This window comes from Trinickia sp., assembly GCF_057351765.1.
On the sequence record NZ_JBMRBK010000032.1, the window covers coordinates 44209 to 61757 of the forward strand.

Consider the following 17549-nt stretch of genomic DNA (forward strand, 5'->3'; position numbering starts at 1 on the left):
GAAACCAACGTATGGGCTTTCCGATCGCTGAAATGCCGGGCGTCGGTCCTGCGCAAAGCCGTGGGATCGACGCCCCCGCCGACGATGAGCGTGCTCGTTCGCCGGTCGACGTTGTATCGGACGTACCGGTTGGGGCGCTCGCATTGCCCGCCGTCGCGCCGCTCGTGGCCCGTACCGCCAGGGTCGTTTGCGATTTGCGCACCATGTCTGTCCTGCGACGCCTTCCGGAAGTCGAAGCATGGGAAGCGGCGCTCGCCGACGACATGGGAGCCGGGCGCCCTACATTCGAGGACCCGGGGGTGATCGAGCTCGCTCATTCGCGCGGTACCGCGCGTGTCACGGTCGATCTCGCCGCCTACCCGTCCCTTCAGATCGCCGCCTGGTCGCGAGACGATGCGGCATCGCCGCTCGACGCCGAGCGCGCGTTGCGTGTCGCCGTCGCTGGCGTGCTGCTCGAGCCGTTGCTCAAGCGCCTGGCGGCGGTCGGGCTCGGTGAAGTACGCGTCGTTCGCGTGCTGCATGCCGCGTCCACCCCCACCCGCCCGAACGATGCCGCGCCGGTCGTTCTGTCGTTCACGATCGAGGGGCGAACGCATACCGCTGAAATATGCGTCGATACGCCGCTGCTCGACGTGCTGGAAACGCTGCGTTCGGCGCAGCGAATGGCATCGACGTGGCCCGGCATTTCACCGGCCGGCTCACCGAGCGACAGGCCCGCGCCGTACGCGGACCATCGCGTACCCGGACGGCTCGTACTGGGTGCCCGGCGCCTGCCCGTTCAAACACTGCATGCTCTTGCGCCCGGCGACGTGTTGTTGCGCTCGCTGGCCAGTTCCCTTTCTTCGCTCGTCAGCGGTGCGGCTCACGAGGCCAAGGCAACGGCCATTGCCGCCTGGGGCACGCCCGGACTTGTCCGGCTGCACGTCCCGGTGATGATCGACGGGCTAAAACTTTTCGTCATGAAGGAGCCGACCATGACCGATGAGCTGGATCCGACCCGTTTGGGCGAGACGCTCTCGAGCGATCCACCGGACGATCCGATCGACATCGGCGACCTGGATCTGCCAGTGCAATTCGAAGTCGATACGATTGCGCTGCCGCTCTCGCAGCTATGCGCACTTCGTCCAGGCTACGTGCTCGAGTTGCAAACGCCGGTGGCGGACGCGCAGCTCAAACTCGTCGCGCACGGTCAGACAATCGGCTTCGGCGAGCTCGTCACGGTCGGCGATCATCTTGGCGTACGGATTCTGAGAATGGCACACGGCGATGGTTCAATTCAGTGACCTGACGGGGCTGCTGCTCGTCATCGTCGCGATCAGCCTGGTGCCGTTCGTTGCGATGGTCGTGACTTCCTATGCCAAGATCGTTGTCGTCTTCGGCTTGTTGCGCAATGCATTCGGCGTGCAGCAGGTGCCGCCGAACATGGTGCTGAACGGCATAGCGATCCTGGTGTCGCTCTACGTCATGGCTCCGGTGGGAATGAACGCGCTGCAGACGCTGCAAAGCCAGTCGATTTCGCCGCAACCGACGCAAGCGGTCATCCAGCTGTTCGGCGCCGCGCGCGAGCCGTTTCGGACCTTTCTCAACAAGCACGCGAACGAGCGCGAAAAGCGCTTTTTCATGCGCTCCGCGAGCGTGGTATGGCCGAAGCAAATGGCAAGCGAGCTGAAGGAAACGGACCTCATCGTGCTCGCGCCGGCTTTCACGCTGACCGAACTCACGGATGCTTTCAAGATCGGTTTCCTGCTCTATATTGCATTTATCGTCATCGATCTCATCATCGCGAACGTGTTGCTTGCGATGGGGCTCAATCAAGTGACGCCGACCAATATCGCCATTCCGTTCAAGCTGCTGCTTTTTGTCGTCATGGACGGATGGTCCACGCTCGTGCACGGCCTCGTGATGACCTACCGATAGCTTGCGCTCGGCCATTCCTCCGGAATCCCAAGTATGGAAATCGATACGCTGGTTCGAATGACAACGCAGGGCATGCTGTTATGCCTCTACGTCTCGTTGCCGATCGTGATCGTCGCCGCGGTCGTCGGCCTCGGCGTGTCCTTCATCCAGGCCATCACGTCGATGCAGGACCAGACGCTTTCGCACGCGGTCAAACTGATCGCCGTGACGATCGCGCTCGTCATCATGGCGCCTTTTTCCTCCGCGGCGCTGCTGCATTTCGCCAATGAAGTGATGCGAACGGCTGTCCCGCAATGACGCGTGTCCCCGGTTCTCCTGTCGATTCGACATCGTTCAGACCCACCGCGGCCGAAGACAGTACGCCCACCGGCCATTCGCCGGGCGGCTTGGGCAGCGTCGTGGAGTATCACGGCACCCGCTTTTATTACGGCCACCCGACTCCGCTCCAGACCGATCGCGGCTCGCTCATGGCCCGCCAGCTCGCGAAGATCGCGGCGAGGCTCGCGGCGCTCAAGCGGCGTATCGCGGCACGCCGTCAACGCCGCGGCATGCCGGGCGGCGGCGACGACGACTTCGACGGCGAATTCCTCGACGGCGGGCACGGCGAGCACCGACGCGCGGAGGCCGGCGGCGGTGCCGGCGAAGGCGGCGGCGGCTCGGGCGGACAATCGCATCACGAAGAGCATGGCGGTAGCTCGCGCTCGGGCGATCCGACACCGAAGGTCGAGATCAAGCCGCAGAACATCCGGCCCGTGCGCGATCCGACACCCGGCGCATTGATGGCCCGTCTCACGGCGCAATCGGGCCTCGGCAACGTCAAACCGGAGCAGGTCCCCGACGCGTGGATCGCCGCTCTCCTCTCGCAGCGCGACAAGCTGGCCGCCGATCCCAGCTACCGGTTCGACGTCGAATATTTCGACATGTTGCTCGACCTCCTTTATACGAAGGAGCAAATCGGCCCGCTCCAACCGCAGGGCATGTCGACCTGGCGCGAAAAGCTGAAGGCCCTGGTTGGCGAACTTGCGGCAAAACGCGCCCCCGCTGATTCCACACGCGCTGCTTCGGATGCGGCCACCGTGCCGGCCAGCCGCCGCGAGTTGACCAAGCTCGAAAACTTTCATGCGCTGCTGCCGCTCATTGCGATGCAGCACGATGTCGTAGACATTCCCTCGAGAAGGAGTCAATCGAAGAATAGGGTCACGACGCTGCGTAACGCAGCGCTCGCTCGGCAATCGAAGCGCTGAGAAGCGTCGGATCCGCATGCGCACAAATTCGCATAGTCGCAGTCCGCTTCGCATGCCCCCTCGCGTACCCACCCAATCCGGATAGAGTACGGCAGACGGTCTGCGCAACATTGGTGCGCGTCGACCAGCGACATCACGGTCCGCCAAATGACGAAACTGCTGCGTATTCTGACTGGCATGCACGCGGGCGCCGAACTGCGCCTGAGCGAGGGCTCGTACCGCGTGGGAGCGGACGACGATGCCGATATCCGAATTTCGGATTGGCGCGGCATGGATGTGCAGCTCACGATCGACAGCACGGGTCTGGTCACCGCGCGGCGCATGGTTTTGGAGCCGGTGCTGCACGAAGGCGCGACGGACGACGTCGAATCGTCCATGGACGGCCAGGCGGCAGCACCTGTTGGCGAGGCCGTGCACGCGGGCGATCCGCCAATCGACCCGGGGACGGTTTTGCTCGTCGAGTTCGTTCCGATGCAGTTCGACGATACGGTACTTTGCATCGGTCCGGACGATGTCGTTTGGCCAAGCGATCTCGAGCTTCTGTCGACACTGTTGAGCAAGCCCGAAGAAGACGCGCGCCGCACCGGCGAGTCGTCGGGGCGGCGCAAGCTGGTGGGTATCGTGCTCGGCTGCTCCATGCTCGGCGCGATCATCGTAATCGGGTCCGTGCTGATTACGATGGCCGTCAGCCGCGCGGCTTCGCACGATCCGGCCGACCTCGCGCAGCGAGTGAATGAAGAGCTGGTGGCGGCGCATATGCGAGAGCTGCATGCGCGTGTACAAGGTTCACGCGTCATCGTGACCGGCATCGTGCCGACGTCCGATGACGACATTGCTACACGCAACCTGCTCGCGCGCCTGTCGCCCAATGCCATCGTGCGGCAGTACGACGTGGCGCAGATCGATGTGCGCAATCTCGAGGAGTCGCTCAATACGCCGGGCTTGCAAGTGAAGTACTCGGGACACGGTGTTTTCGATATCGAAGGCGCGGTGCCCAATCCACGCGATGTCGATGCGCGCCTCACGAGGATGCGTCATGACTTGAGTCCGAACATCAAGCAATTGCGCGTGCAGGTCACGCAGTCCGAAGACAACATGCCGGCGCCCGAAGTTTTTTCGGAGCTCATGAACTCGGACAGCGTGCGTTACGCGCAAACGCCCGACGGCGTGAAACATATATTCGTCGTGCCGGGCGAAGACGATGCATCGGCCGTCCAGGCCGAAGGCGCCGAGGGCGCCTCGGCGGCGATAGCCGGCGCATCGGATGCGACAGGGGCATCCGCACCGGTTGCGGCCGCGGGCGGCGCGTCCGGTGCAACGGTTGCGGCATCGAGTGCCAGCAGTGCGCCGAGTGCCGTAGCAGCGCCGCCGGCGGCAGCATCCGGTTCCGTTGCCGCGGCCAGGCCAGGCGCTTCGGGCGTCGGCACATCGGTGCCGCCTGCCGCGCCGGCTGCGAACACCGCGGCGCTGCATCCGCCGGGCGGCGGCATGCCCGCAGGACGGCCCGCGCAGATGCCCGCACCGAAGCCCACCTATCTGCCGTTGCCGAGATGACTTTTTTGGGGAGTGACGAAATGTACGAGCCAATCGAAGCCTGTGCGACCGACTTCAACGAATTTCAGCGAATCCTCGCGGATCCGTCGCCGGAAAGCTCGGCGCGCATCGAAGGCTTCCGTGTCGCGCTGGAAGCGACCGCTGCGAATATCGGCAAGGCGACGGGAGCGAACGAAATGGAGCGCAACCAACTGGCGCAGTTGTATCGCGGCATGCTGGCGGCGAGCAGGATCGTGGCGCACTTGCAGGAAAAACGTGGCGCGGCTTGAGGCTGTCGCGGCCACTCCCGGGTGCGCCTTGCCAGCGCATACGGATAGAGGCTTGCTCGCGGTGGCGGCGATCCCGATCGCGCGCAGCCGGGGCGGCAATTCATATCACTTGTTAAAGGAGGTAAGACTATGGTAGCCGGAGCAGCTATGGGTCAGTCTGCCGACGCCGTTGCGTCGATGGCAGGCATCACCGCGGCGTCGAACATGGCCACCAAGGCCACGGCGCTCATGAACCTGAGCCAGTCGCTGACGTCTGCGGTGGCGAGCATGGCCAAGGGTATGGGCAGCAACGTGAAGGACGCCGCCCGCCCTACCTGATCGCTTTGCTCAGGGCATGTAATTCACCGGTGCGCGGCTTGTCCGCGTACCGGGTTTCTGTCTTGCCGTTCCTTCTCGCCGCCGTCCCTTCCAGTCGCGAGCGCCCGCCGGCGCGCTGCGGACGCGCTCAACGCACTCTATGTCCAGCTCCGAACGATACGCGCAACTGGTTCGAGACCTTTGCTACACCGTCGGCTTGCCCGACGCGGAGCATGTGCTTCGCACGCGCTCGATCGAAGTCGAAGGTTTCGATGTACGGCTCGAATATTTCGAGAACGATCTGGAGGCGATCTACGCGAATTTCCATTACGGCACGGTGACGGCCGGCCGGACGCTCGTCGTGTTCCGGCTGATGCTCGAGGCCAATCTGCTCATTTACGCGCAGGATCAGGCACAGCTGGGGCTCGATACGGACACGGGGGGCATCGTGCTGATTTTGCGGCTGCCGATGACACCCGATGTAAACGGCGGTGTGTTGGCCGACCTGCTCGCGCACTATGCGGAGCACGGCCGCTATTGGCGGCAGAACATCATCGAATCGACGGATGAGATGTTCGAAGGAATCGTGGCGGGGGAGTACGTCTGGTTGCGGGCTTAGTGTTTTCCATGGGCCGTTGCTCATGCAATTCGTCGGCCCGGCAGATCGGCCTGGAAGGCGATTTCGCCGCCTTCCAGGCCGCACCCTGCTTGTCGAAGGTTAGCCCTTCGCCGCTTCCCGGATCATTTCACCCATCCGGGTGATGAAGGCGGCTTTCGCGCCAGTGAGTTCCATGTCACGCCGCATGCCGGCTACTTTCAATTGGTCGTCCATGTTTTGCTCGCCCGCTCGGACGAATTCGTCCATGTCCTTGGCGAGGTCTGGGCGCGGCCGCTCGGTCGAAGGGCGATCTGCGTGATGCTCGTAATCGCCGCCGCTACCTTCGATGATCCGATAGGGCGCAAGCACCCTTGGCTCAACCGCGCGATCCAGCCTGTCCAGCCCGAGCGTGTGAGTGGGAATCCGGAGAACCGGAAGCATGGGCGGCTCGGCGAAAGCAGTGCGCGATGCGCTGAAACGGGCGGGCGGTACGACTTCGCCTGTCAACACGGTATGCGTGGCCTCGCTGCCAAGCTTGCCCGTCCTTCGTGCGGGAAGCAGCTCGAGCGCCCCGCCACCGCTCATCCGGGACGGCGCCGGGTTGGTCGACTGATTTGCGTCGGAACTACGGCTCGCTCCGGAATCAGGGGTGACGTGCGATACCTGCCCGCCACTGGTGACGCTGAATGTGCTCTGGTTTGCCATGATCTGCATCTCCCATGAAGTGAGGCGTGGCCACGCGCCACCGCTTAGTGATGCACTTTATAACCGCGAGCCGGCCGGCAGAAGGCCCACCGCGAAGCATTGACCCGCGACCCGAACTCTCGACGCGTACGGCCCGATTGACGGACGCGCGCATTCGTTTCGCCCCACCGCGCTTTGCTTCGCACGCGCCCCGTCCGAGAAGGCTCGACACCGCAGAATTGACCGGAATGCCGTAGGAGTCGCCATATGATGCCGTTCCGCCCCCCACAGTTGATCGAATCGGATGAAATTTTGTTGCGGCCGCCTGCTCCCGAGGACGCCCAGGCGTTGTTCGATGAAATGCTCAGCGACGCGGAAACGATGCGCTATCTCCCGTTTCCCCGGCATACGACGCTCGACGATACGCTCGCGTACCTCGAAGAATCGCGCCGTGGCTGGGAAAGCGGCTCATTGCTCCGCTGGTTGCTCGTCGACAAGGCCACCGGCAATCTAACCGCACTGATTCAACTCGAACCGCGCCCGCCGCGCGCCGAAATCGGTGTCATCATCAGCCGCCAGGGCGGCAGCCGAAAGCGCCGCGCCGGCCTCCAGGTTCTGCGCAAATTGATCAAGTGGCTGCTTGCCCAGCCCGCGATCTATCGACTCTACGCATGCTGCGCGACAGACGGTCCCGCGCAAAGCGCCATGGAACGCCTGGGTTTCGTGCTGGAGGCCAAGCTCACGAACTATGAATCCCGGCCGAACATGGGTGTGGTCGTGGGCGACAGCTATCTGTACGTGATGACGCGCTCCGCCGCTGTACCGCCTGCGACGCCAGCCACCCGGTGGCTCGCCTCCGAAGAGGAAACTACGGCATAACGCGGGGTGTTGCGCAACGGCACGCTCGACCACCCCGCGTTATGCGCGCTTCGTGTTCCAGCGCAATACTTCGCGTGGCGCGCATCCGCATGACAGGTGCTGTCACATCGGAACGACATAGTGCAATGCGGATCAACTCTCGCGCATTGCCATGGCGAATCACCGCCGAGTTCACTGCTTCTCGCCGTCCCAATCGAATGCGAATGAACAAACGGAACCGCGCGGGGTTGCCGGCAGCGCGTCGCCGTCCGCCGCTGCGCAACCGAACGGGCCGCTCGCGCGACTGAAGCACGCGTTCGACAGCTTCCGACAGGTCGAGCGCGCGCGCACAACCGATGTGAGCAGCGCGCTCTTTCATCGCAGCCGCTCCGGCCGCACGTGGAGCCCGTGGCACTTTACCCGCCACGACCGGGAGCAGGATCATGCGGATCGCCTGCCGCCGCTGCCCTCGCGTTCGCATAGAAAAGAGCCGGACGGGGCGAAGACGCTTGCGAAATCCGCGATCGCCCGAACTATCTCGGCCGAGTCTTCTGACAGCGTCGGCGTCGCGACCCCACCGGAGGCGCAAACACCGGAACGATCCGATGCGCTCCGCTTTGCCCGCGGTGTGCGCGACTCCCTCGCCGCCGAACTCACGGTTTCGCCCTCGCATGAGGACGAGCTTGATCGCTTTGCCGCGCGGCTCTCCGGCATCGCATCGCTCGATGGCGCTTCGCCGGTCGCGCAGGCTCGGACGCACCTGTTTGCCTGCGCCGTACGAGCGGCCGGCGCGCGGGACGTATGGTTTGCCGAACGGATGCTGCAGCACATAGCCGCGCTCGATTTCGATGCCCCGCATCGGCGCACAGCCGCTAATGACGAAGAGCGTCGCGCGTGGCATGTCGTGCGACAGCTCTCACGCTCGAGCCTCGGATTCTCGATGATCGAGCACATTCGCACGGCCGCCGGCACGCCATTCAGAGATCGAACGCATCGCTTCGCGGTCAGAACCCTCCTCGAAAGCGCGCAGGCCCTCGACTATGCCCCTGGCGATATACGCGGCGTATCGTGGCGGGACTACTCCCCGGGCGCGGTCAGCGCCCGCAATACGGCGGCGCCGCTCGACACCGAAGAACCGGGCCCCACCGCGCTCGCCAAGCGAGCCTTCGATGCCGCGCGCGCGGTGCTCGAGCACGGCCCCGATTCCCTTACCCCGGAACAATGTGGCGCGTTGCTGGCCTGGCGGCAAGGTTTTTGCGAAGACGGACGGCACAGCGAGTTTTCGCAAGCGCGCGAGCGACTGCACAAGTTCGTGACCAAGACGATTCCGCGCGTGGAAGAAAACCGCTGGAAGACACTGCTTCCGCGCATGCTGTTCGGCACGCATACCTCACCGCTGTCGGCACTCGAATTCGGCACGCGGGGCGTGCCGCGCCAGACGATCGAACGCGAACAGGCAGCGCTCAAGCGGAAAACGAGCGAAACGCTCGCACAGATGAAGGATAGCGCGGCCGTCGAACCCTCCGCGGTCCTGACGCATTCACGCGCGCCGCGCAACGCCGGCGCGCGGGCTGCGCGGCAACTCTATGTCGAACACCGCGACGCGTCGATCCGGGAGAAAACGCGTGCGGCACTCTCGCGGTTGATCACGAGGATTCAACCATCGCCGAGCAGCGTGCTCGCGCACGCCCGCACTCGAAGCTCGGTGGTCGAGCTCGCCGCGCTGCAGGTATGGCTCGATCGCGGTGGGTTTCCGGGCGGACACCCCGATCCGGCCGCGCTGGTCGACATCGCGAAGCGCGCGCACGATATTGGCCAATCCCTCGCTACCTCACGCGGCATGCTCACCAAAGAAGGAACCGCGCATCGCAAGCTCGAACGCCTTTTCGAAGCGACGGCATCGTGGCAAAAAATGTCCGGCGATCAGTTGGCAAAAACGAAACCGTTCAGCCGCCTGGCGAAACCGCCTTTCGACGTCATACGGCTCGCGGCGTGGGGAAAGGTAGCGCACGTGCCCGACGACGACCCGTTCTGGCTCGAAGTGCAGGATCTGCTCGCGCTCGAGAATCCATCTCCGGCCGCCGGAGCACGCGATATCGCCTCCGTCCGCTCGACGTTGACCGAGGTCATCATGGGTTTGCAGTCCGGACAGCGGTTGCGTCTGAGTGATGGCGGCCATCAGGGTGTCAGTACGCGCGGCCTGAACGGGACCACGAAGTTGTTTTTCGGCGGAGTCGGGATACCCGTGTCGCCACGCCTCGACCTGCGGGCGTCGCGCACGCGTGAAGCGATCGTCGAGGTGAGCCGCTCGACGCACGGCGTCGAGTTGTTCATCGGCAGGGCCGACGGCACCGACCGTCATGTCGGCGCGGGTCTGCTGGTCGGATACGACATCGACGTCGGCCTGACATCCCTGCGCGCCGGGCTCGTGACGAACGCGACGCTGCATGCCCATGAAATCAGCCGGCCACGCGGCGTGTCGATCCGCGTTGCGAGACGAATCAAGCCGGACGGCTCGGGCTACGACGACCAAGCCATGCGCGCCAAGCTCGCCGAGATCAACGACTTTCTTTTCAGCGAGGCCGGAGCTGCGCCTGGCGGCGGGCCGAACGGTCTCTGGAACCGTCTCGCCGAACGCTATTGGAACGATCCCGATATATCGATCAGTTGGACCGATGGCGTGAGCGACACGAAACGGCGCGGCGTGACCGTCGACGTCACAGCGACCGTCGAGTTCTACGAATTGGGCGTCGACGGCCCGAACGACCCCGGCGACCTCACGCTGCGAGGTGGGCCGTCGGCCGGTATCGGCCGGCAAACCTCGCGGCAAACGAGCGATTCGGTAGAGCGAAGCGGCTCGCTGCGAGTCGAGCACCATCGTGTCGGCACCGGCTCGTTCTGGCAGGAACGCCAGGGCGTCGCGCCCGGCTTCGCCCATCCGTTGTCGGCAACGGGGCACGAAAGCATCGGCCTTTTCTCGATCGATACGCTGGTGAGGACAAGGAAGCTCGACCAGCGCAATACGTCGGCGAAGCTGCAACTCGTTCGCGAAGAAGAACGACTCGTTCACCGCGCATGCCTTGTCGACATCGAGTACTCGAACGTCCAGGCGTATGTCGGCGCGCTTCAGGACTCGCGCAAGGAATTACTGCAACTCTTGCTCGCCTCCGAAAACATGAATGTCCGGGTAGGCGGCGCAAATTCCACCGAACCGCCCGCGCAGGCAATCGCTCGCGCCAATCAGCGGATCAACGCCCATCTTGCCGATGTCCTCGTCAATCGCAGCCCGCACCTGACCTATGTGCTGCGGCACCGGCTACGCAAGCACGCCGCCGAGGCGCTGGACGCGAACGACGCACGGCTCTCTCAAGCGGGCGAGGACCTTGCGCTCAGGAAGCGGATCGAGGCAGACAACGAACGCATTCTGAGCGATCGCAGCTCGTGGATGCTCGTGGAGCTGAAGGTCAGAGAGCGCACCACGCGTTCCCGCAGTATCGGCCCGAACGCGATTGCGCGGTTGAATACGCGCACCAGCGCGACCGGCGACCGCGAAATCATCGTCGAGAATGTGCCGTTCCAGGTGCTGGAAGCCCTCGATCCGGCCTGATCCGGCGGCCGCAATCGTCGAAGGTTCGTTTGATCGACGTGAGGTTCGCCTGAGGTGCACCCCGCACCCCCATCGAGCCCGACAATCGCCTACGTGAAATGTCAGGCGATAGACGGGAGGTTCCTCATGCGCACCGGCAACTTTCAGGGTGGCAACGGATGGCCAGGCGGCGTCGGCTCACAACAGCCGGGATGGGGTTCGCCTCATGCTCCCGGGCCGGGCGCCGGCCAGCGTTTCGGCCCGCAGCCCAGCGCCCAACCTGTATCCGGTTCGTTACTCGGCGGCTTGCGTGATTTGCTGCATCCGCCAGGACGCTCACACGCGCACGATCCCTTCGCGAACGCGACGCATATGGCCGACGGCGGCACAAACGCTCGCGGAGGCTGGCAGTACGCAGGCGGAGGCCGCGCGGTTTGGACCGGCCCATATCAAGGCGATACGCTCACGGCACAACAATACAAAACGCTGGAAAGGGCATTCGCTATTCCCGCTGCGTTGGCAGTTGGCTCTTTCGGCCCGCTTGCCGGGATCTTTACGTACTTCGGTATGCGCCGCGATCTTCGCAAATCGATGGACTACCTGTCGACGCTCGGGAACGAAACCAAGCGGGCGTCAAGCGGTTCGCCGCACGGCAGCGCGGCGCTTCCCTATATGCCGTATATGCCCTACCCCATGATGAACATGCCGGGCATCTGGGGTCCCGCCGCGATGGCGTCGAGCATGGACCCGTGGTGCTCGGGGATGGGGGGGCCGTACGGATACGGCATGGCGGGTATGGGCTTTCCCTATCCCATGCCGTATCCCTATCCCTATCCTGTCCCGTCGGGCCCGAGCACCGCAAGGCAGCCCTCCAACTCGCAATTCGGCAACGCACGGTTCGCTGTCTCCCCCGATGGCAGGGCTACCGACAGCCAAGGCAAAGAACGCGTGCGGCTGCGCGATGTGGGCGATTCCTGGGATAAGGTGTTCCCCAATAGGTCGTCCAAGGTGGGTGTCGATTTTCAATACTTCATCTTGCAAGGGAAGATCCGCCAGTCGCCTGGCGCTGACCCGAGGTCGGTTGCCGAGGACCTCCGGCAGTTGGACACGTTCTACCAGCAAGCACTGCAGCATCTCGACCGCCCCAACGCGGCGCACACCGATCACAACTCATTGCGGGTATAGCGCGCAGTGCGTTGTCGGCAACAGCGGCGGCCGCGTGAATGCGCAAAGCGGCCGCTCCATCGAAGCGCGGACCGCTTACGCATCATTTTCGTCACGCTCCTTGGGTCTGTGCCGCCACGAACGCAAGATGGCTGCGATTGAGTGCTTTGTATTTATCGCGCAGCTGGCGCAAATGGTAGTCGACGTTATGTGCCGTCGTATCGAGACGACTGGCGATCTCCTTATCGGAGAGGCCCAGCACGAGCAGGCTCAGAATCCGTTGCTGAAGCTGCGACAATAGACCTGCCGCTTCCCGTCTTCCCATCGCTTTGATGTACGCGGAGCAACGCTGATGCACTGACAAGCCGAGTGCGAGCGACTGCGCGAGCACGTTGTCCGTCATCCATGCCATGTTGTGGCGCGGCGACGCGAAGCTGATGATCGAGCGGATCGTCGTGTTGGAAATCGACACGCCGAAAGTCAGTCCGCTGCAAACGCCCTTTTCCCGCATCTGGTCGACAATGGGTTGGAAACGCACGTAGTCGCCGTTTTTGCGCCACGTCGTGACGAGACTCTTGAGATCCCAGACGTGGGGCACGTCGCTCACGAGTGCGGCCCGCAAGTGGCTGTCCCGCTCGAGAAAACCGGCCTCGAGTAATTGAGTCGCGATATTCGTTGTCAGATAGTTACGCAACAGATAGACGCGCTGCACGCGGCCACGCTTGTCCGTTTTGACAGCGAGATAAGCGAGCCCCCCATAGCCCAGCATGCGTAAAAGCGTACGCACGAGCCGCACGCGTTCCTCGGCGTTGCGTGCGGCACCGAGCTCCACGGCAATATCCGTTTCCCGGCCGAGTTCGTCGCCTCGGATCATCGACGCGATTTCCGCTTCGTCGACATAGCAAAGTTCCGGACCTGCGGACCCGGCATCGGGTTCAAGTTCGTCTCGCTCCAGTAATGCCGTGTCAACTCGATCTTGTACCAGAAAGCCCTCGGGCTCTCTCACCACGTCTTGGTACGACATTCGTGCTCCTCATCGTTGCAGCGGACAGACACATCCCCCCGCGCATCGAACGATGCGGCAGCATTCCCGTAGTCAGTGGTAGATATCCGCGGGCTCGCTGCCCGGTATTTGATTATGGCAATTGTGCGACGTGTTCAATCGTCGAGAATCCGCCCGGCAATGTAGGCCAATTGGACGCGGTTGAGCGCATCGAAGCGCTTCTCGAGCTGGCGTAAATGATAAGCGACGGTATGGACCGACATCGACATTTGCTCGGCGATCTCGCGATTGCTCAGCCCCTGCGAGACGCAGCGAAGCATGCTGCGCTGAACGTCGGTCGGAACGGAGATTTGCCAATCAGGCAAGAGTTGGTCGATGCGCGGCTCGATGAACGAATGCAGCGACACGCCGATCGCATACGCCTCGCCGATCGTCGCATCCGTGATCCAGCGGCGATCGGGCTGTGCACTGGAAAGTGTCACGATGGCATGCTCGAACGGACGTTCGGTCTGAAGACCGAACGTGACGCCGCTCTGTGCGCCGACCTGAACCGCACCTGCGACGAAGCGTTTCGCCGCGGCGGCACCCACGCGGCTGGTGTGTTGACCGAAAAGCGTCTGGAGATCCCATGCCAGCGGCCAATCGAAGCGGCATGCGAAATCGATGCGTGGGTCGGTATCGAAAAAAGCATCGCGATTGAAGCGCTCGGCCCAACCCGGCGGCGAATAGGTATCGAACCACGCCAACGCGCCTACGCGTTCTCCAACCCGCTGAATCAACCAATAGCAGAGCCAGTCGAACCCCGCTTTGTGAATGGCACTGCTCGTGAGATGGCGGCGAACGGTCAGGTCCTCGTAACAGCCAAGATCCGTCAGCAGCGCTGACTCCCGCGTGGTTCCAGGCTGCCACGCTTGAATTCCCTCCTCTACAGGCTGGCCGTCGAGCTGCCTGTCGCCGAACGTGACTACGACGGCGCGGCGCTTCTTTATCCCGCTCATCATTGGTTTCCACCCATCCGAAAAATTGCCGCGACGGATCTTGTCATCGATCCTCCACACTGTTCGTCAGTCGCGCCCGCGATCGGGCGCGCACCGCGCCTGTGCAGCCATCGCTCTTTAAAGTTGACTACTCATTCTCGATGCTGGGCGCTTTGCCACACTGACATTCTAGGAAACGTGCATGGGCTGCAATACATAAGCTCTCGTCAGGTCGCCGCGGACAGACCGCTCGATCCTACGTTTTTTTGGGATGGCCACACGCGTTTGGCAATCGAAGCCGGTCCGAATCTACACTTCCTCGAAAATCGATGCAAACGCAACCATCTGTGCGGAGATCGAAAAACCACTAAGTGGTGACGTGAAAATTCGCGTTCCTCGCCGATGCTTCGCAAAGTCGCTTCGACGCTTTACGCGCTGCTCTAGTATCGCGAGTGACTAACGGAGCACGAAATGGACAACGTTCGCGGTGCGGGAAACGGAAATTGGCAGTCGGGGCTTCCGGGGGATCCCCGCGGCCTTCCGCCACCGGCAACGTCGCCGTCAGGAGACGTGCCTCCCGGCACCGGTGCCACTTCGCAGCCCACCCATCCGGCGTTCACCGATGCTCCCCACCAGAAAGCACGGGGCGGTGAAGGAGGCCCACGAACAGGGTTCTCGGTACCTGGCGGGACGTCCTCCGAAGCCGCCAGCGCCAATCTGACGAATCGAGCCCGCGCAGTCCGGACACTCGCGGATTTCCACGAAATACTCGGCTCGGTCGTAGCGCTGCCACCCGAGCATCAGGTGAGCCCGCTTTCCGAACTGACTGCCCGCATCCCGGCTATCGATCCCTCGAAGGATCGTCACACCGCGCTGCAGATGGTTTGCGATACGACATCCGGTCTTCATCGGCGTACCGACTGCGGTGCGATAGTCGTGCAACTGCCGCACGCCGCTGCTTCCCTCAATGACGACGATCTCGTGTCGGGCTACATGCTGACACGCAACGCGATTTCGGCCGAACTGCGCACCGGTCGCATGAGCGCGGAGAACGCGACCGCATCGTTGATTGGCCTCGCTCACATTCTGCCGAACGTGCCAGACTCGGCCCGCCACATTCAGCATGCACGCGAAGTCCAGGGCATCATCGGCCGGCTGGAAAAGCTGCCGCTGCAAGCCCGTATGGCAACGCTCGGCTGGCTCGCCCAGATCCGGCTTTTCCTGTCGCCAGATGCAGCCGCGATCGTTAGCGATCATGCGCTGCGCGCGTTTCAGCACGGCGGACTGAAGGACGATCAGCGTCTCGCGCTTGCGGACGATCTGATCCAGGGACTGACCGAAATGTATAACGCTGGAGCGCATGCGACCGGCCCGCGTTTCGAACAGGAATTCGTGCGACTGTACGAGGCGTCCACGCGAGAGAAAGACCCCCGCGTCCGGATAGCAATGCTCACGAAGCTGTCCGGGTTGATCGACGGTCTCTCCCCCGGCGGGGCTCGAGCAATGCGCGAAGCCATTCACGCCGATCTCACAGCGCTCGGCAATGCCGAACCACCGCAGATGGACGCGCAGCTCATGCAGGTGGTGGAACAGATCTTCGCGGTGATCGGGGAACGCGCGGACGCCAACTTGGCGATGCACCCCGATCCCCTGGAACGTGCCAACCTGATGAGCCAACTCGCTCAGAATATCCAGGAGTTGCCGAACGTCGACCAGGGCGGACCGATGACGAATCCGCGAGTCATGGTCTATATGCGCCTGGGCGCAACCATGATCAAGGAAATGGAGCATGCGCAAGGCGACGAGCACAGAGGTGCGCTCGAGCACGTCAACCAACTGATGGTCGCCGCCCGGAGGCATCTCCAGCCCCACGAGGTGGAGGCAATCAATCAGATGTTGGTGAATGCCGGGCATACTCCCGCTTGAGCTCAAGGCTCTCGCGGGAGATTTAGCGGGGGGACTGCGTGGCAGCATCGCCGGCTACGCCGGACGATTACCCGATACCGCTTCCATTCTTACTCGTTGTACACACAACTTGTCGAGAACGATCAATCGACGGAATGCGGTGCGCCGCGATCCACGGCCAACTCCGTTTCGCGCTTTTCAGACAATACGCCCCAGCGGCGCAAGATGCCCGATATTTGCCGCGCATATTGGTCACGCAGTGCCGGCGTGGCGGAGTGATACGCCCCGACAGCCGCCCATGTGTTGCCGTATTTCAAAATCTGCCGCCGTAATTGCCAAGCTGCGATATAGATATTCTTGCATGGCGACATCAGCGCCTCGCGCCCGATGCCGTAACGGGCGAGCGTCGGCAGATGAATCGTGTTGATCTGCATAACGCCGTAATCGACCGAACCGTTGGCATTGACATGCGTGGCATCGGCACGGTTGTGCGACTCCTGCCAGGCGATGGCGCGCAGCACCATGGGATTGACGTGCTGATAAGCGGCCGCGGCATCGAAACAGTCGGTTGCACGCGCGCGTGGCGAAAAGCTCATCGCGCAAGCAAAGGCGGCGCATTGCATGGCGCCCCAGGCGGCCAACGAAATCCGCCGCGTGCCGCGCGGCGAGCGGGTGGCACGCGCGGACCGTGCTTGATGGCGAATCCTTGAAATATTCGAGCGAATGATCATGGATGGAGCGATCGAGGTTGCGTAGTACGGCAACGAGCCGATGCTGGATCATCCCCGAATCTAGCGCGCCGCTCCTTGCGGCGCGCGAAAGATATCGCCAAAACGCGAAACAATTGGAAACGACTCGAGGTCTGCTTATGCGAATGACATGCGCTAGCGTTCGAGCGTTTCCGACGGCGCCTCGTTGAATTGCTTTCGGTAACTCGAAACAAGCGTCGAGCGGTTCTGCACACCCCATTTATTGGCGGCACCGAGAATATTGCGCTCGCTCGTGAACGGATCCTCGAGCTCGGCGCGAATGCGCTCCATGCGCTGTCGGCGGATCAGCTCCGTCGGCGATAAACCGAGGAAGTTCTTGAATGCCGTTTGCAACGCGCGTTCGGTCACGCCGATTTCGATGGCGAGCTCGCGCACCGAGAGATCGGCACGGTCGAGGTTTTCCTGCATATATCGATAGGCGCGACGATACTTGGCCGGCAACCGGGCCCCGACGTCGTCGAGCTGCGGCGCGCGACGCGTCGTGCGGCTGACGAACGGCGCGATCGCATGCGCATCGGTGCGCAGACATTGCATCGACAACAATGCGTACCGGCTGTAGAACTGCATCGCTTCCGGTGCGCGACCCTGAACCTGCCGCAGCTTCGAGACGCAGTAGAGATATTCGAGCTGCCGGTGACCGGTCGACGTTGCATGATCGAGACGATGCAGCGGCTCGATCAGCGTTTCCGCGAGCTGGGGCGCCCCGCATGCGAGCGCGGCGAG

General features: G+C 63.1%; 17 protein-coding genes. 12 read left to right on the plus strand and 5 right to left on the minus strand.

Annotated elements, in window-relative coordinates:
* Nucleotides 1–11 precede the first annotated feature (11 nt).
* The 8 genes from sctQ (at nt 12) to ACO1XS_RS07680 (ending at nt 5900) form a co-directional block, all read left to right on the plus strand.
* Nucleotides 12–1283 carry a type III secretion system cytoplasmic ring protein SctQ gene (gene sctQ / locus ACO1XS_RS07645; RefSeq protein ID WP_486390362.1) on the plus strand — a complete coding sequence of 424 codons (1272 nt, stop codon included), beginning with the start codon at nt 12–14 and terminating at the stop codon, nt 1281–1283.
* Nucleotides 1267–1917, plus strand: a complete 651-nt coding sequence (sctR, locus tag ACO1XS_RS07650; protein ID WP_331567161.1) for a type III secretion system export apparatus subunit SctR — start codon at nt 1267–1269, stop codon at nt 1915–1917. The genes sctQ and sctR overlap by 17 nt, the downstream gene beginning before the upstream one ends.
* 33 nt (nt 1918–1950) lie before the next feature.
* A complete protein-coding gene (sctS, locus tag ACO1XS_RS07655; protein WP_331567163.1) occupies nt 1951–2214 on the plus strand; it encodes a type III secretion system export apparatus subunit SctS in 264 nt (87 codons plus the stop codon).
* Nucleotides 2211–3161, plus strand: a complete 951-nt coding sequence (locus ACO1XS_RS07660) for a hypothetical protein (protein ID WP_486390363.1) — start codon at nt 2211–2213, stop codon at nt 3159–3161. The genes sctS and ACO1XS_RS07660 overlap by 4 nt, the downstream gene beginning before the upstream one ends.
* A gap of 147 nt (nt 3162–3308) precedes the next feature.
* Complete coding sequence (locus ACO1XS_RS07665; RefSeq protein WP_486390364.1) at nt 3309–4715, plus strand: secretion protein; 1407 nt, start codon at nt 3309–3311, stop codon at nt 4713–4715.
* Between the two features lie 20 nt (nt 4716–4735).
* On the plus strand, nt 4736–4984 hold the full coding sequence (locus tag ACO1XS_RS07670; RefSeq protein WP_331567169.1) for a type III secretion protein: 249 nt from the start codon (nt 4736–4738) through the stop codon (nt 4982–4984).
* Nucleotides 4985–5131: 147 nt separating this feature from the next.
* A complete protein-coding gene (locus ACO1XS_RS07675; protein WP_331567171.1) occupies nt 5132–5302 on the plus strand; it encodes a hypothetical protein in 171 nt (56 codons plus the stop codon).
* Between the two features lie 139 nt (nt 5303–5441).
* The gene (locus ACO1XS_RS07680; RefSeq protein WP_331567173.1) at nt 5442–5900 is read left to right on the plus strand and encodes a CesT family type III secretion system chaperone; all 459 of its coding nucleotides are present in this window, start codon (nt 5442–5444) and stop codon (nt 5898–5900) included.
* A gap of 99 nt (nt 5901–5999) precedes the next feature.
* Here the strand turns inward: ACO1XS_RS07680 and ACO1XS_RS07685 are convergent, their stop codons facing one another.
* Nucleotides 6000–6593 carry a hypothetical protein gene (locus ACO1XS_RS07685; RefSeq protein ID WP_440559906.1) on the minus strand — a complete coding sequence of 198 codons (594 nt, stop codon included), beginning with the start codon at nt 6591–6593 and terminating at the stop codon, nt 6000–6002.
* 237 nt (nt 6594–6830) lie between these two features.
* On the opposite strand from ACO1XS_RS07685, the gene ACO1XS_RS07690 reads away from it, so the two are divergent.
* From ACO1XS_RS07690 to ACO1XS_RS07700, 3 genes are all read left to right on the plus strand, one after another.
* Nucleotides 6831–7442 carry a GNAT family N-acetyltransferase gene (locus tag ACO1XS_RS07690; protein WP_486390365.1) on the plus strand — a complete coding sequence of 204 codons (612 nt, stop codon included), beginning with the start codon at nt 6831–6833 and terminating at the stop codon, nt 7440–7442.
* A gap of 607 nt (nt 7443–8049) precedes the next feature.
* Nucleotides 8050–11028, plus strand: a complete 2979-nt coding sequence (locus tag ACO1XS_RS07695; RefSeq protein WP_486390366.1) for an autotransporter — start codon at nt 8050–8052, stop codon at nt 11026–11028.
* Between the two features lie 126 nt (nt 11029–11154).
* Entirely contained in the window at nt 11155–12192 is a 1038-nt protein-coding gene (locus ACO1XS_RS07700) for a hypothetical protein (protein ID WP_486390367.1), read from the plus strand.
* A 91-nt stretch (nt 12193–12283) separates the two neighbouring features.
* Here the strand turns inward: ACO1XS_RS07700 and ACO1XS_RS07705 are convergent, their stop codons facing one another.
* Together ACO1XS_RS07705 and ACO1XS_RS07710 are read right to left on the minus strand one after the other, a co-directional pair.
* Nucleotides 12284–13195 carry a helix-turn-helix transcriptional regulator gene (locus ACO1XS_RS07705; RefSeq protein ID WP_331567183.1) on the minus strand — a complete coding sequence of 304 codons (912 nt, stop codon included), beginning with the start codon at nt 13193–13195 and terminating at the stop codon, nt 12284–12286.
* 134 nt (nt 13196–13329) lie between these two features.
* The gene (locus ACO1XS_RS07710) at nt 13330–14175 is read right to left on the minus strand and encodes a helix-turn-helix transcriptional regulator (protein WP_331567185.1); all 846 of its coding nucleotides are present in this window, start codon (nt 14173–14175) and stop codon (nt 13330–13332) included.
* A gap of 780 nt (nt 14176–14955) precedes the next feature.
* Between ACO1XS_RS07710 and ACO1XS_RS07715 the strand changes: the two genes are divergently transcribed.
* The gene (locus tag ACO1XS_RS07715; protein ID WP_486390368.1) at nt 14956–16077 is read left to right on the plus strand and encodes a hypothetical protein; all 1122 of its coding nucleotides are present in this window, start codon (nt 14956–14958) and stop codon (nt 16075–16077) included.
* A gap of 122 nt (nt 16078–16199) precedes the next feature.
* On the opposite strand, the gene ACO1XS_RS07720 is transcribed toward ACO1XS_RS07715, so the two are convergent.
* A complete protein-coding gene (locus tag ACO1XS_RS07720) occupies nt 16200–16679 on the minus strand; it encodes a lytic transglycosylase domain-containing protein (protein ID WP_331567255.1) in 480 nt (159 codons plus the stop codon).
* Nucleotides 16680–16940: 261 nt separating this feature from the next.
* On the minus strand, nt 16941–17549 hold a 609-nt coding region (locus ACO1XS_RS07725), incomplete at its 5' end, for a helix-turn-helix transcriptional regulator (RefSeq protein WP_486390369.1).

Coding starts and splice junctions, on each gene's coding strand:
- sctQ (WP_486390362.1), top strand. CDS start 12: ATGGGCTTTCCGATCGCTGAAATGCCGGGCGTCGGTCCTGCGCAAAGC.
- sctR (WP_331567161.1), top strand. CDS start 1,267: ATGGTTCAATTCAGTGACCTGACGGGGCTGCTGCTCGTCATCGTCGCG.
- sctS (WP_331567163.1), top strand. CDS start 1,951: ATGGAAATCGATACGCTGGTTCGAATGACAACGCAGGGCATGCTGTTA.
- ACO1XS_RS07660 (WP_486390363.1), top strand. CDS start 2,211: ATGACGCGTGTCCCCGGTTCTCCTGTCGATTCGACATCGTTCAGACCC.
- ACO1XS_RS07665 (WP_486390364.1), top strand. CDS start 3,309: ATGACGAAACTGCTGCGTATTCTGACTGGCATGCACGCGGGCGCCGAA.
- ACO1XS_RS07670 (WP_331567169.1), top strand. CDS start 4,736: ATGTACGAGCCAATCGAAGCCTGTGCGACCGACTTCAACGAATTTCAG.
- ACO1XS_RS07675 (WP_331567171.1), top strand. CDS start 5,132: ATGGGTCAGTCTGCCGACGCCGTTGCGTCGATGGCAGGCATCACCGCG.
- ACO1XS_RS07680 (WP_331567173.1), top strand. CDS start 5,442: ATGTCCAGCTCCGAACGATACGCGCAACTGGTTCGAGACCTTTGCTAC.
- ACO1XS_RS07685 (WP_440559906.1), bottom strand. CDS start 6,593: ATGCAGATCATGGCAAACCAGAGCACATTCAGCGTCACCAGTGGCGGG.
- ACO1XS_RS07690 (WP_486390365.1), top strand. CDS start 6,831: ATGATGCCGTTCCGCCCCCCACAGTTGATCGAATCGGATGAAATTTTG.
- ACO1XS_RS07700 (WP_486390367.1), top strand. CDS start 11,155: ATGCGCACCGGCAACTTTCAGGGTGGCAACGGATGGCCAGGCGGCGTC.
- ACO1XS_RS07705 (WP_331567183.1), bottom strand. CDS start 13,195: ATGTCGTACCAAGACGTGGTGAGAGAGCCCGAGGGCTTTCTGGTACAA.
- ACO1XS_RS07710 (WP_331567185.1), bottom strand. CDS start 14,175: ATGATGAGCGGGATAAAGAAGCGCCGCGCCGTCGTAGTCACGTTCGGC.
- ACO1XS_RS07720 (WP_331567255.1), bottom strand. CDS start 16,679: ATGCAATGCGCCGCCTTTGCTTGCGCGATGAGCTTTTCGCCACGCGCG.